The organism is Nocardioides salarius (assembly GCF_016907435.1).
GTDB lineage: Bacteria > Actinomycetota > Actinomycetes > Propionibacteriales > Nocardioidaceae > Nocardioides > Nocardioides salarius.
Map to the genome: position 1 here is coordinate 371,633 of NZ_JAFBBZ010000001.1, position 12,542 is coordinate 384,174.

Sequence of the window (12,542 nt, forward strand, 5' to 3'; positions counted from 1 at the left end):
GCTCTCGAAGGACAACCGATGACCGAGCTCCTCACCCCCGCTCCCGCCCCTGCCCGCCCCCGCGCCAAGCGGGGCGAGGGCCAGTGGGCACTGGGCTACCGCGAGCCGCTCAACAAGAACGAGCAGGCCAAGAAGGACGACAACCCGCTCAACGTGCGGGCACGCATCCTGCACACCTACTCCCGCCGGGGCTTCGACTCGATCGACCCGGCCGACCTGCGCGGCCGCTTCCGCTGGATGGGTCTCTACACCCAGCGGGCCCCCGGCTTCGACGGCGGCAAGACCGCCATGCTGGCCGAGGAGGAGCTCGACGACCGCTTCTTCATGATGCGGGTGCGCACCGACGGCACCCTCCTCGACGCCGCGGCCGTGCGCGCCCTGGGCAGCGTCGGTGTCGACTTCGCCCGCGACACCGCCGACGTCACGGACCGCCAGAACATCCAGTACCACTGGATCCGCATCGAGGACGTCCCGCAGGTCTGGGAGCGCCTCGAGGCAGCAGGTCTGAGCACCCTCGAGGCCTGCGGCGACTCGCCCCGGCCCTTCCTCGGCTCGCCGCTGGCCGGCGTGGCCGCCGACGAGATCATCGACGGCACCGCGGCGCTGGAGGAGATCAACCGCCGCTACATCGGCGACCCCGAGTACGCCAACCTGCCGCGCAAGTTCAAGACCGCGCTCACCGGCCACCCCTCCCACGACGTCTCCCCCGAGACCAACGACATCGCCTTCGTCGGCACGGTGCACCCCGAGCACGGCCCCGGCTTCGACCTGTGGGTCGGCGGCGGGCTCTCCACCAACCCGATGCTCGCCCAGAAGCTGGGCGTGTGGATCCCGCTCGATGAGGTCGCCGACGCCTGGGCCGGGGTCGCCGCGGTGTTCCGCGACTACGGCTACCGCCGGCTGCGCTCGCGGGCGCGGCTGAAGTTCCTGGTCTCCGACTGGGGCGTCGAGAAGTTCCGCGAGGTGCTCGAGACCGAGTACCTCCAGCGCCGCCTCGTCGACTGCGAGTCCCCGGTCTCCCCGCGCGCCCACCGCGACCACATCGGCGTGCACGACCAGGTCGACGGGCTCAAGTACGTCGGCGTGGCCCCCGTGGTCGGGCGGATCTCGGGCACCACGCTGCTCGGCCTGGCCGACGTGATCGAGGAGTTCGGCCTCGCCGGCGCCCGGCTGACGGCGTACCAGAAGATCGTGCTGCTGGGCGCCGACCCCGCGCGCATCGAGGACCTGGTCGCCCGCCTCGACTCCATCGGCCTCTCCGCCCGGCCCTCGGGGTGGCGGCAGAACACGATGGCCTGCACCGGCATCGAGTTCTGCAAGCTGGCCATCGTCGACACCAAGGACCGCGCCCGCGCCCTGGTCGCCGAGCTCGAGCAGCGCCTGCCCGACCTCGACGTTCCGATCAGCGTCAACGTCAACGGCTGCCCCAACGCCTGCGCCCGCACCCAGGTCGCCGACATCGGCCTCAAGGGCCAGCTGGTCACCCACGAGGGCAGCCAGGTCGAGGGCTTCCAGGTGCACCTGGGCGGCGCCACCGGTCTGGGGGCCAACTTCGGGCGCAAGCTGCGCGCCCACAAGGTCACCAGCGCCGGCCTGGGCGACTACGTCGTCGCAGTCGTCTCGCACTACCTGGCCGACCGCACCGGGCCCGAGGAGCCCTTCGCCGACTGGGTGGCCCGCGCCGACGAGGCCCTGCTGCGCGGCGAGGCGGAGGTGCCCGCATGAGCGAGCGCGCGGTGCCCTACCAGTGCCCCTACTGCGGCGACGACGACCTGCGCCCGCACGAGGTGGTCGACGCCGACGGCGAGGTCAGCTCGCCGCACGGCCAGTGGGCCTGCCGCTCGTGCCTGCGTGCCTTCTCGCTCAAGATGCTGGGCCAGCTGCGCCCCGGCCCGACGGCCGACGGCGGCCCGGCGTGAGCACCGCGACCACGCGCGCCGCGCGGGCCAACCGGGCCACCAGCACCGAGGGGCGCAGCCCCGAGGAGCTGCGCGAGATCGTGTCGCACTGGGGCGCCGAGCTCGAGCTCGCGCCGGCCGAGACCATCATCGAGTGGGCCGCGGCCACCTTCGGCGACCGCTTCGCCATCACCTCCTCGATGGGCGACGCGGTGCTGGCCCACCTGGCCTCGAAGGTGGTGCCCGGCATCGACGTGGTCTTCCTCGACACCGGCTACCACTTCGTCGAGACCATCGGCACCCGCGACGCCGTCGAGGCGACCCTCGACGTCACCCTGCGCACCGTGCGGCCCGAGCTCAGCGTCGCCGAGCAGGACGCCCAGCACGGCCCCGACCTCTACCGCACCGACCCCGACCGCTGCTGCGCGATGCGCAAGGTCGAGCCGCTGCGCCGCACGCTCGCGTCGTACGACGCGTGGGCGACGGGGCTGCGGCGCGCCGAGACCCACGACCGGGTGATCGCACCCGTCATCGGCTGGGACGCGCGCAAGCAGAAGGTCAAGGTCTCCCCCATCGCCCGCTGGTCCGACGAGCAGGTCGAGACCTACATCGCCGAGAACGGGGTGCTGGTGAACCCGTTGGTCCACGACGGCTACCCCTCCATCGGCTGCTGGCCCTGCACCCGGCGCGTCGCCCCCGGCGACGACGCCCGCAGCGGCCGGTGGGCCGGCACCAGCAAGACCGAGTGCGGGATCCACGCATGAGCAGCACCCGCCCCACGTACCCCAACGCCCGGCACGACCCGAGGAGGTCCCTCTCATGACCGCTCCCGCCCTGGTGGCCCTGGCCCACGGCAGCCGCGACCCGCGCTCCGCCGAGACCATCGGCGCCCTCGTCGACGAGGTCCGCGCCACCCGCCCCGACCTGCGCATCGAGAAGGCCTTCCTCGAGCTGGCCAAGCCGTCCTTCCAGACGGTCGTCGACCGGCTCGTGCGCGCCGGGCACGACGAGATCGTCGTCGTGCCGCTGCTGCTCACCGAGGCCTACCACGCCAAGGTCGACGTGCCGGCGGTCATCGCCGCCGCCACCGAGCGGCACCCCGACCTGAAGATCCGCGCCACCAAGGTGCTGGGCCTGGAGACCTCGTTCCTCGAGGTGCTCGACGTGCGGATGCGCGAGGCGCTGCAGCGCTCGCGGGTGCGCGAGCTCGACGCGCTGGTGCTGGTCGCCGCCGGCTCGAGCGACGCGCTGGCCAACCAGAGCGTGGCCCGGATGGCCCGCCTGTGGGGCGCCCACCACAAGCTGCCGGTCACCGCCGCCTTCGCCTCCGCGGCCCCGCCTGCCGCCGGCGAGGCGGTGCGCGCCTTCCGTGCCGAGGGCCGGCGCCACATCGCGGTCGCCTCGCTCTTCCTGGCCCCCGGCTTCCTGCCCGACCGGGCCGCCGAGCTCTCCCTCGAGGCCGGCGCGATCGCGGTCTCCGAGCCGCTGGGGGCGCACCCCGAGATCGCCCGCGCCGTGCTGGCGCGCTACGCGGTCGGCGCGGTCGAGCTCGTCCCGGTCTGACCCCGACCGAACCGGGCTGACCCCGGCCAGAGGACCAGGCGCTCCAGCAGGTGCTCGAGCTGGCGCGCCGGGTCGCGGGTCAGGCCGCCGTGCACCGGTCCGGGCTGCAGCACGGTGCTGCGCGGTGCCTTGAGGAAGCCGAAGCGCTGGCTCAGCGGGTGGCCCGCCGCGGCGCTGGTGGCGGCGTCGCCGGCGCACACCGCACGCACCACCTCGAGCGCCTCGCACACCCGGTCGAGGTCGAGGGCGGGGTCGAGCGCGCTCAGCCGGTCGCGGTCGACGTGCCAGGCGGCGTCGAGGTAGTCGTGGGCCTGGGCGTAGACGACCACGCCGACGTTGAGGAACTCCTCGCGGTCCACGCGCGGCACGCAGCGCAGCGTGACGTACTGGTAGGCCACCGGGGCGTTGGGGCTCATCGCGCGGAGTCCGTCGCCGGGATCCAGGCGCGGGTGGCCAGGCGGGCTGCGAGCAGGTCGACGTACGCCGCGCGCACCTCGCCGGGCGTCTCGGCGCCGGGCACCGGCTCGAGCCACTCGTCGGGCACCGTGGCCAGCACCGCGGCCAGGTCGTCGACACCCAGCAGGGCGCTGATCTCCTCGTCCGCGGCCGGGAGCCGGTCGAGGTGGTCGACGAGCGCGTGGTCGTCGACGCTCCACGGCTGCTGGGCGAACCGCTCGCCGGCGCCGGGACGCTCCAGGCTGCCGCCGGGCCACCCGTGGTGGAAGTACAGCGACGCACCGTGGTCGATGACCCACAGGTCGTCGTGCCAGACCAGCAGGTTGGGGTTGCGCCACGACCGGTCGACGTTGGCGGTGAAGGCGTCGAGCCACAGCACCCGGGCGGCCTCGTCGGGGCCCGAGCCCGAGGGCAGCGTGCCGTCGAAGCCGAAGGAGCCGGGCAGGAAGTCGACGCCGAGGTTGGTGCCCACGCTCGAGCGCAGCAGGTCCTGGACCTCCTCGTCGGCCTCGTAGCGGGCCAGCTCGTCGTCGAGGTCGAGCACCACCAGGCGCGGGGTCCGCAGACCGATCCGACGCGCGATCTCGGCCACCAGGACCTCGGCGACCAGCACCCGCAGGCCCTGGCCGGCCCCGCGGAACTTGCAGACGTAGGTGCCGAGGTCGTCGGCCTCGACGATGCCCGGGAGGCTGCCGCCCTCGCGCAGCGGGGTGACGTAGCGGGACACCGCCACCCGCGCCAGCGGGGCGGTCTGCGGCCCCGACGTGGTCGGCGCGCTCACCGCACCGGCTCCTCGTCGAGCAGCCGCCGGCGCTGGGCCTCGACGTCGACGTCGGTGGTGGGCCAGGTCGGGGCCAGGTGCACCAGCGTGTCGCGCAGCAGCAGCCCGACGGCCAGGTTGCGGTACCACTTCTTGTCGGCCGGCACGACGTACCAGGGCGCGACCTCGGTGTTGGTGCGCTCGAGCGCGGTCTCGTAGGCGGCGCGGTACTCGGGCCAGCGCTGGCGGTCGTCGATGTCGACCGGGTCGAACTTCCAGTGCTTGTCGGGCCGGTCGAGGCGCTTGAGCAGGCGCTCGCGCTGCTCGTCGGGCGAGATGTGCAGGAAGCACTTGAGCACCGGCGTGCCGGCGGCCAGCAGCTCGGCCTCGAGCTCGTTGATGGCCTCGTAGCGTCGCTCGACCTCCTCGGGCTCGGCCAGGGCGCGCACCTTGGCCACCAGCACGTCCTCGTAGTGGGAGCGGTCGAAGACGCCGATGCGACCCGGGGTCGGCAGCGCGCGGCGCACCCGCCACAGGAAGTCGTGGGCCAGCTCCTCCTCGGTGGGGCTGGCGAAGGCGGTGACCTGCACGCCCTGGGGGTCGACCAGGGAGACCGTGTGCCGCACCACGCCGCCCTTGCCCGAGGTGTCCATGCCCTGCAGCACCAGCAGCACGCTGCGCGCGCCGCCGCTGCGGCCCTCGGCGTAGAGACGCTCCTGCAGGTCGCTGAGCTCCTCGCCCAACGTCTCGAGCGCCTCCTGGCCCTCGGACTTGCCGCCGTCGAAGCCGGGCGTGGCGTCGGTGGGCAGTGCGGACAGGTCGACGGGGCCCGGTGGCAGGCGCAGGTGCTCGGCGATCACCCGGGCATCCTGCCACCTCGCCGAGGCGGCCTCAGTCGTCGTCGCCGCGGTCGGAGGCGGCGAGCTCCTCGCGCACCACCGAGAAGGCCAGCGAGGAGCCGTAGCCCTTGCGCGCCAGCATCCCCACCAGCCGCCGGGTCGCGGTCGTGTCGTCGACCCGGGCCACCGAGCGCAGCTTCTTGCGCACCAGCACCCGCGCGGACTGCTCCTCGTCGTCGGGGTCGACGTCCTCGAGCACCTCCTTGACCAGGGCGTCGTCGACGCCCTTGCGGCGCAGCTCCTGGGCCAGCGCGCGAGGGGCCAGGCGTCGACCGGTGGCGTGCTCCCCCGGCCCGCGGGCCGCGACCCAGGCCCGGGCGAAGGCCTCGTCGTCGACCAGGCCGACCTCCTCGAAGCGGTCGAGCAGCCGGGTGGCGATCTCGTCGGGGACCAGCTTGGCGGCCAGCTTGTCGGCCAGCTCCTTGCGGCTGCGCGCGCGCCCGGTCAGCTGGTCGAGCAGGATCGTGCGCGCCACCGACTCGGGGTCGGCCTCCGGGCCGTCGGCGACCGGGTCGGCCGGCACGGCCGGTGGTGGGCTCGCCGGCTCCTCGCGCTGGGTCCAGGCGTCCACGCCGAGGGACACGTCCCCCGCCCAGTCGGGCGGCGGACGGTCCTCGTGCAGCTCACCCACGTCGTGCCTCCGGCTCAGAAGTCGTCGACGCCCACCGGGTCGGCCTCGGCGGGTGCCTCGGCATCGACCTGCGGGCCGACGCCGAGCTTCTCGAGGATCTTCTTCTCCAGCTCGTTGGCCAGGTCGGGGTTGTCGCGCAGGAAGGTCCGCGCGTTCTCCTTGCCCTGGCCCAGCTGGTCGCCGTCGTAGGTGTACCAGGCACCGGCCTTGCGCACGAGGCCCGCCTCGACGCCGACGTCGATCAGGCCGCCCTCGCGGCTGATGCCCTTGCCGTACATGATGTCGAACTCGGCCTGCTTGAACGGCGGCGCGACCTTGTTCTTCACGACCTTGCAGCGGGTCCGGTTGCCGACCATGTCCTGGCCGTCCTTGAGCGTCTCGATGCGTCGCACGTCGAGGCGCACCGAGGAGTAGAACTTCAGCGCCCGGCCACCGGTGGTGGTCTCGGGCGAGCCGAACATCACGCCGATCTTCTCGCGCAGCTGGTTGATGAAGATCGCGGTGGTGCCGGAGTTGTTCAGCGCACCGGTCATCTTGCGCAGCGCCTGGCTCATCAGGCGGGCCTGCAGGCCGACGTGGCTGTCGCCCATCTCGCCCTCGATCTCGGCCCGGGGCACCAGGGCCGCGACCGAGTCGATGACGATCAGGTCGAGGGCACCCGAGCGGATCAGCATGTCGGCGATCTCGAGCGCCTGCTCACCGGAGTCGGGCTGGGAGACCAGCAGCGCGTCGGTGTCGACGCCCAGGTTCTTGGCGTACTCGGGGTCCAGGGCGTGCTCGGCGTCGATGAAGGCGACGATGCCGCCGGCACGCTGGGCGTTGGCCACCGCGTGCAGGGCGACCGTCGTCTTGCCCGAGGACTCCGGGCCGTAGATCTCCACCACCCGCCCGCGGGGCAGGCCACCCAGGCCCAGCGCCACGTCGAGGGCGATCGAGCCCGTGGGGATCACCTCGAGGGGGGCGCGCGTCTCGTCACCGAGGCGCATCACCGAGCCCTTGCCGAACTGCTTCTCGATGTTGAGCAGCGCGGCGTCGAGCGCCTTGTCGCGGTCTGCACCAGCCATGATGTCTCCGTCCGTGGGCGGCGCCTGCGGCACCGCGGTCGTCCCTGTTGTCTGTCGTCGTGGCCGACGCTAGAGGGGACCGCCGACAAGTCCGACCCGGAGCCCCGGGCCTGTGGAGGACGGCGTCCTGCGCGTCACCTGTGCACCCACCTTATGCCGAACACCTGTTCGAGGTGGGAGGTCAGGCCGGCGTGTCGGCAGTGCGTCGGGCCCGGCGGGCCCGCAGCACCGACGACACCAGCACCACGACCACCACCAGCCCCACGAGTCCCAGCCACCCCAGCGTGTAGTCGCGGTCCAGCAGCGTCTGGTTGGTGGGGTCGGTGGTGCGGCCGAAGCCGCCCAGCACCGGCACCGCGACCAGGGTCAGCGCCCCCAGGACCACCGCCCCGGCGACGACCGGTCCGCGCGCGAGCGGCGGGACCACCCGCGACACCACCAGCCCGAGCAGCAGCAGCGCGACCGAGAGCACCACGTCGTGCACCAGCACCGCCCCGCCGGCCCACACCGCGGCGTCGAGCACGTCGGCCGGCTCCCGGCGCGACCACAGCAGCCAGGCGCCGTACGCCGTGACGAGCGCGCCGACGCCGCCCAAAACGAGCCGCCCGGGGCTCACGTGCGCACCTCGACCCGCGCCAGCCACTTGGTCTGCAGCACGCCCGGGCGGTTGGGCGCGATGAGCCGCGCCGGGTAGCCGTGGTCGAGGTCGAGCTCCTCGCCCGAGAGCCCCAGGGCGACCAGGGTGCGGTCGTCGTCGACGAAGCCGGACTGCAGCAGCGTCACCCGGAACGGGCCCGACTCCTGCAGCGAGGTGAGGACCACCTCGGCGTCGCGCGGCGCCTCGACCAGGTCGAGGAGGTCGCGCAGCCGCACCCCCGACCACGTGCCCGAGGCGCTCCAGCCCTCGACGCAGGCGATCGGCAGCTCCTCGGTGCGCTGCGGCAGCGCGAGCAGGTCGTCGCGGGTCAGGGACACGCTGCGAGTGTCGTTGACGACCTCGAGACGCCACCCCGGGTCACGCGCGGCGTCGGTGACCCCGGCGTCCTCGGCGGTCTTGTTGATCGGCACCCCCTGCGGACCCTCGCCCGAGCGCACCGCCAGCACCGAGACCCGGCGCAGGAGGGGCACCGTGGAGCCGGCCGTGGCCAGCACCACCGCTCCGGTGGCCAGCCAGGTCGCGCGCAGGAGGCCGCGGCGGCTCAGCGGGCCCGGCCGGGTCGCGCCCGGCCGGTCGAGCTCGGTGTCGTCGACGTCGTGGGTCAGCGCGTGGCGCACCAGCGGCAGCTTGACCGCGACGTGCAGCACCAGCGCCCCGATGGCGATCCACGCCATGGCGTAGTGCGTGGAGCGGAAGGAGAAGGCCCAGGGGTACCAGTGGCTGATGTTCTGCAGCCCGGTGACCAGCAGGAACAGCGCGGCCCCCACCAGCAGCAGGATCGAGAGCTTCTCGGCCAGCTCGACGACCAGGCGCCGCAGCCGCAGCGAGGGCCGGGCCAGCAGCAGCGGGTAGACGGTCCAGAGCTTGACCAGCAGCAGCGGCACCGCGGCGGTGCCGCTGATGACGTGCAGGCCCTGCGTGAACCGGTAGCCCCACGCCGGGCTGGTCGGGAACGGGACCGGCTGGGAGGGGTTCTGCGCGTAGTGGCTGACCAGGCCGGTCAGGAAGGCCAGCCCGAAGCAGACCGCGAGCGCGGTGCCGACCCGGGCCGAGACCGCTGCGCTGCGCAGCCGCGACGAGAAGGAGTGCTGGTCGGGCAGGCTCGGGGGTGCCTTCACGACCCCGACCCTACGACGCTGTCCTCATCGCGTGGCGACCAGCACAGCGACCCACCGGGCGCTGGCACCCAGGACGCCGCAGGAGCGCACGACGAGACCGGCCTCGCGGGCCACGTCGTGGATGTCGTCGACCCCCACCACCGACCACAGGAACGGGCGGCTGCGCACCTCGCCGGTCTCGAGGCTGACCCACCGGGTGCTCATCGCCACCCCGGGCGCGGCGAGCTCGACGACGACGCGGCCGTGGCCGAGCACCAGGTCGCGGGTGCGGGCCAGCAGGGTGGCCGGGTCGCCGCCGATGCCGACGTTCCCGTCGGCCAGCAGCGCCGTCTCCCAGCGCCCCTCCCCGGGCAGGGTGTCGAAGAGGTCGCGCTGCAGCGCGCTCGCGCCGCGACGGCGGGTCTGCTCGACGGCCTCGGGCACCACGTCGATGCCCAGCACCGCGTGGCCCAGGCGGGCCAGCGCCGCGGCCATCCGGCCGGGCCCGCACCCGATGTCGAGCGTGGGTCCCTCGCAGTGGCCCAGCAGCAGCAGGTCGTCGGGGTCGGCCTCGCGGGTCCACTCCCCCATCGGCAGGTCGGAGGGGCCGCCGTCGAGTCCCACGACCCGGCAGGCGTCACCGCGCAGGGCCCGGGAGAAGACGCTGGTGAAGGGCTCGTCGCGCGTGCTCACGAGGGCACCCGCCCGCGCCAGGCATCGCCGAACCGGCTGCCGGGCGCGACGGCGGCCAGCACCGCCTCGGCGTCGGCGACGGTGTCGACGTCGTTGAGCGTGGCGGTGCCGGCCACCGACAGCCCGGCGCCCAGCAGCGCCGCCCTCGTGTCGTCGTACGTCGTCGGGGTGGACATCGCGACGCCGGCGAGCACGGCGGCGTCGGCCGGGTCGCGCAGGGCCAGCACCCACCAGCCGCCGTCGTCGGCAGGGCCGAGCACCGCGTCGTGGGTGGCCAGCGGCGCGGCCGCCTCGAGGAGGTGCGCGGGGCTGACCTGCGGGGTGTCCATGCCGACCTGCACCACCGCTCCCGGACCGCTGGCGGCCACGGCGGCGTGGGCGTGGGCCAGCCGCTCGTCGAAGCCGTCGCCGACCTGGGGCGTGGTGCGCCAGCCCGCGGTCGCGGCCAGGATCTCGTCACCGCGCACGGCCCCGGCGAGGTCGCCGGCCAGGCTGAGGTGGCAGCGCTCGGCACCCACGGCCGCGGTGGCGGCCTCGATCGTGTCGAGCAGGCAGGCGGCGGCGACCTCGGCGGCCGCGTCGTCGCCGATGTCGGCGCCCAGTCGGGTCTTGACGCGACCGGCGACGGGGGCCTTGGCCACGACCAGCACCCGGGGCGGCACGGCCGGGTCGTGCTCGGCCGTCACGAGAGCACCTTCCAGAAGTCGCGTGCGGTGCGCAGGGTGCCCTTGACCGAGCCGGACACCTTCGACCGGGTGCCCTCGGCGCGCGGGTGGTAGGCGACGTCGCGCTCGCTGACCCGCCAGCCGGCGATGGTGAGCTTCTGCAGCAGCTCGACGGGGTAGCCGAAGCGCCGGTCCTCGACGCCGAGGTCGAGCAGCGCCTGGCGGCGGGCCACCCGCATGGGGGCGATGTCGTGCGCGGCCATCGCGATCCTCCGTCTCAACCAGGCGACGATCAGAGCGTTGCCCAGCCGGGCGTGCCACGGCCACACCCCTCGGGTGACCGGTCGCCGGCGCCCGACGGCGACGTCGGCGCGCCCCGAGGTGACGTCGTCGAGCAGCACCAGCAGCTCGTCGGGGTCGAAGCTGCCGTCGCCGTCCATGAACGCGACGTAGTCGTGGGTGGCGGCCAGCAGGCCGGCGTGCACCGCCGCGCCGTAGCCGGGCACGCTCTCGTGCACGACGGTGGCACCCAGCCGGGCGGCGATCTCGGCGGTCGCGTCGCGCGAGCCGTTGTCGACGACGATGACGGCGAACTCGGAGGGGATCCTCGGCAGCAGGGCCTCGAGGGCCGGGCCCTCGTCGCGGCAGGGCAGGACGAGGTCGGCGACGGGCATGGCGAGCAGACTAGACCGGCCCGTCCCACCCGGACGGTGGGGATGACGGTGGGACCGCGCCTCTAGGGTCGTGCCATGGCCTCCCCCGGCGCGACCGACGCGTCCCCCGCCCGCGCCGCCGGCTCGCCCCCCGCCCGCGCCGCCCGCACCGGCCTGGTGCTGACGCTGCTGCTGGTGGTGCTCGCCTTCGCCCTCCCGGCCCTGCTCGACTGGCAGACCTGGAGCCGGGCCAGCCGGTCCGCGCACCCGTGGGCCTCGCCGCCGCTGCACGGCTTCTGGGATCCCAAGCTCGTGGGGCCGGGCACCGCGCCCGCGCTGCTCGTGGGGCTCCTGGGCCTGACCTGGCTGCCCCGCCACGCCGCCGTCGCCTCGTGGGGGCGCCTGCTGCTGACGTCGTACGCCGTGGCGCTGGCGTGGATGCTCGCGCTCGCGTTCGTCGACGGCAGCGAGGGGATCTCGCGGGTGCTCGACCACTCCAGCGAGTACCTGCCCAGCGCCCGCGAGGTCGACGACGTGCCGCAGATGCTGCGCACCTACGCCGACCGCATCCCCTACAGCCACCCCGACAACTGGCCCACCCAGGCGGCGGGGCACCCTCCGCTCGCGCTGCTGTTCTTCGTCGGTCTGGTGCGGGTCGGCCTCGGGGGCTCCTTCGCGGCCGGGCTGGTGGTCACCGCCGTCGGGGCCACGACGGTCGTCTCGGTGCTCGCGCTGCTGCGCACCCTCGACGCCGAGGTGCTCGCCCGGCGCGCCGCGCCCTTCCTGGTGCTCTCCCCCGCCGCGGTGTTCATGGCCGTCTCGGCCGACGCGATCTTCACCGCCGTGACCGCCGCCGGGCTGGCGCTGCTGGCGCGGGCCGCGGTGGAGCGCGAGCGCCGGTGGATCGGCTGGGCGGTGGGCGCGGGGCTCGTGCTCGGCTGCAGCGTGCTGCTCTCCTACGGGATGGCGCTGATGGGGCTGGTCTCGCTCGCGGTGCTGGTGGCGGCCCGGTCGTGGCGCCCGCTGCCGGTGGCGGTGGTCGCGGCGCTGGTGCCCGTGCTGGCCATGGCCGCGGCCGGCTTCGCGTGGTGGGAGGCCTACCCGGTGCTGACCGAGCGCTACTGGGACGGCATCGCCGCCGACCGGCCCGCCTGGTACTGGATGTGGGGCAACCTGGCCGCCCTGGCCGTCAGCGCCGGCCCGCTGGTGGGCGCGGGGCTGGCGCACGCGGGCGCCCGTGCCCGGCTGCTGCGCGGCGACGCCCTCGGCGTGGGCGCGCGGGCGGTGGCCGTGCTGGTGCTGGGCGCGGTGCTGGCCATCGTGGTGGCCGACGTGTCGCGGATGAGCAAGTCGGAGGTCGAGCGGATCTGGCTGCCGTTCATGCCGTGGCTGACGATCGCCGTGGCGCTGCTGCCCGACGCCTGGCGGCGCTGGGGCCTGGCGCTGCAGGTCGCGTGGGCGCTGGTGGTCCAGCACCTGCTCTACACGTCGTGGTGACCCGGCCC

At 74.4% G+C, this 12,542-nt stretch carries 15 protein-coding genes; 5 read left to right on the top strand and 10 right to left on the bottom strand.

Annotation, left to right across the window (positions count from 1 at the left end; all coding sequences use genetic code 11):
* The first annotated feature begins 18 nt into the window (after nt 1–18).
* The 4 genes from JOE61_RS01910 to JOE61_RS01925 are packed head-to-tail and all read left to right on the top strand — an operon-like array spanning nt 19 to nt 3,461.
* A complete protein-coding gene (locus JOE61_RS01910) occupies nt 19–1,725 on the top strand; it encodes a nitrite/sulfite reductase (RefSeq protein WP_193669306.1) in 1,707 nt (568 codons plus the stop codon).
* Nucleotides 1,722–1,919 carry a hypothetical protein gene (locus tag JOE61_RS01915; protein ID WP_193669305.1) on the top strand — a complete coding sequence of 66 codons (198 nt, stop codon included), beginning with the start codon at nt 1,722–1,724 and terminating at the stop codon, nt 1,917–1,919. The genes JOE61_RS01910 and JOE61_RS01915 overlap by 4 nt, the downstream gene beginning before the upstream one ends.
* Complete coding sequence (locus tag JOE61_RS01920; RefSeq protein ID WP_193669304.1) at nt 1,916–2,662, top strand: phosphoadenylyl-sulfate reductase; 747 nt, start codon at nt 1,916–1,918, stop codon at nt 2,660–2,662. The genes JOE61_RS01915 and JOE61_RS01920 overlap by 4 nt, the downstream gene beginning before the upstream one ends.
* A gap of 55 nt (nt 2,663–2,717) precedes the next feature.
* Nucleotides 2,718–3,461, top strand: coding sequence for a sirohydrochlorin chelatase (locus tag JOE61_RS01925; protein ID WP_193669303.1), 744 nt, complete (start codon nt 2,718–2,720; stop codon nt 3,459–3,461).
* Here the strand turns inward: JOE61_RS01925 and JOE61_RS01930 are convergent.
* From JOE61_RS01930 to JOE61_RS01975, 10 genes are all read right to left on the bottom strand, one after another.
* Nucleotides 3,425–3,877, bottom strand: a complete 453-nt coding sequence (locus tag JOE61_RS01930) for a DUF3037 domain-containing protein (protein ID WP_193669302.1) — start codon at nt 3,875–3,877, stop codon at nt 3,425–3,427. The genes JOE61_RS01925 and JOE61_RS01930 overlap by 37 nt on opposite strands.
* Nucleotides 3,874–4,698: a HipA family kinase gene (locus tag JOE61_RS01935; RefSeq protein ID WP_307822759.1), complete on the bottom strand. Its 825-nt coding sequence runs from the start codon at nt 4,696–4,698 to the stop codon at nt 3,874–3,876. Before JOE61_RS01935 ends, JOE61_RS01930 begins: the two co-directional genes overlap by 4 nt.
* Nucleotides 4,695–5,534, bottom strand: coding sequence for a PPK2 family polyphosphate kinase (locus JOE61_RS01940; protein WP_204797346.1), 840 nt, complete (start codon nt 5,532–5,534; stop codon nt 4,695–4,697). The genes JOE61_RS01935 and JOE61_RS01940 overlap by 4 nt, the downstream gene beginning before the upstream one ends.
* 34 nt (nt 5,535–5,568) lie before the next feature.
* Nucleotides 5,569–6,207: a regulatory protein RecX gene (locus tag JOE61_RS01945; RefSeq protein ID WP_193669300.1), complete on the bottom strand. Its 639-nt coding sequence runs from the start codon at nt 6,205–6,207 to the stop codon at nt 5,569–5,571.
* Nucleotides 6,208–6,221: 14 nt separating this feature from the next.
* Complete coding sequence (gene recA, locus JOE61_RS01950; protein ID WP_179616315.1) at nt 6,222–7,271, bottom strand: recombinase RecA; 1,050 nt, start codon at nt 7,269–7,271, stop codon at nt 6,222–6,224.
* A gap of 181 nt (nt 7,272–7,452) precedes the next feature.
* Nucleotides 7,453–7,887 (bottom strand): hypothetical protein, encoded by a 435-nt coding sequence (locus JOE61_RS01955; protein ID WP_193669299.1) that lies wholly within the window; start codon nt 7,885–7,887, stop codon nt 7,453–7,455.
* Complete coding sequence (locus JOE61_RS21990) at nt 7,884–9,047, bottom strand: molybdopterin-dependent oxidoreductase (RefSeq protein WP_204797123.1); 1,164 nt, start codon at nt 9,045–9,047, stop codon at nt 7,884–7,886. Before JOE61_RS21990 ends, JOE61_RS01955 begins: the two co-directional genes overlap by 4 nt.
* A 24-nt stretch (nt 9,048–9,071) precedes the next feature.
* Complete coding sequence (locus JOE61_RS01965) at nt 9,072–9,719, bottom strand: methyltransferase domain-containing protein (protein WP_193669298.1); 648 nt, start codon at nt 9,717–9,719, stop codon at nt 9,072–9,074.
* Nucleotides 9,716–10,405, bottom strand: coding sequence for a TIGR04282 family arsenosugar biosynthesis glycosyltransferase (locus JOE61_RS01970; RefSeq protein ID WP_307822760.1), 690 nt, complete (start codon nt 10,403–10,405; stop codon nt 9,716–9,718). The genes JOE61_RS01965 and JOE61_RS01970 overlap by 4 nt, the downstream gene beginning before the upstream one ends.
* Nucleotides 10,402–11,058: a glycosyltransferase family 2 protein gene (locus JOE61_RS01975; RefSeq protein WP_193669297.1), complete on the bottom strand. Its 657-nt coding sequence runs from the start codon at nt 11,056–11,058 to the stop codon at nt 10,402–10,404. The genes JOE61_RS01970 and JOE61_RS01975 overlap by 4 nt, the downstream gene beginning before the upstream one ends.
* Nucleotides 11,059–11,133: 75 nt before the next feature.
* On the opposite strand from JOE61_RS01975, the gene JOE61_RS01980 reads away from it, so the two are divergent.
* Nucleotides 11,134–12,534 carry a hypothetical protein gene (locus JOE61_RS01980; protein ID WP_193669296.1) on the top strand — a complete coding sequence of 467 codons (1,401 nt, stop codon included), beginning with the start codon at nt 11,134–11,136 and terminating at the stop codon, nt 12,532–12,534.
* Nucleotides 12,535–12,542: the final 8 nt, after the last annotated feature.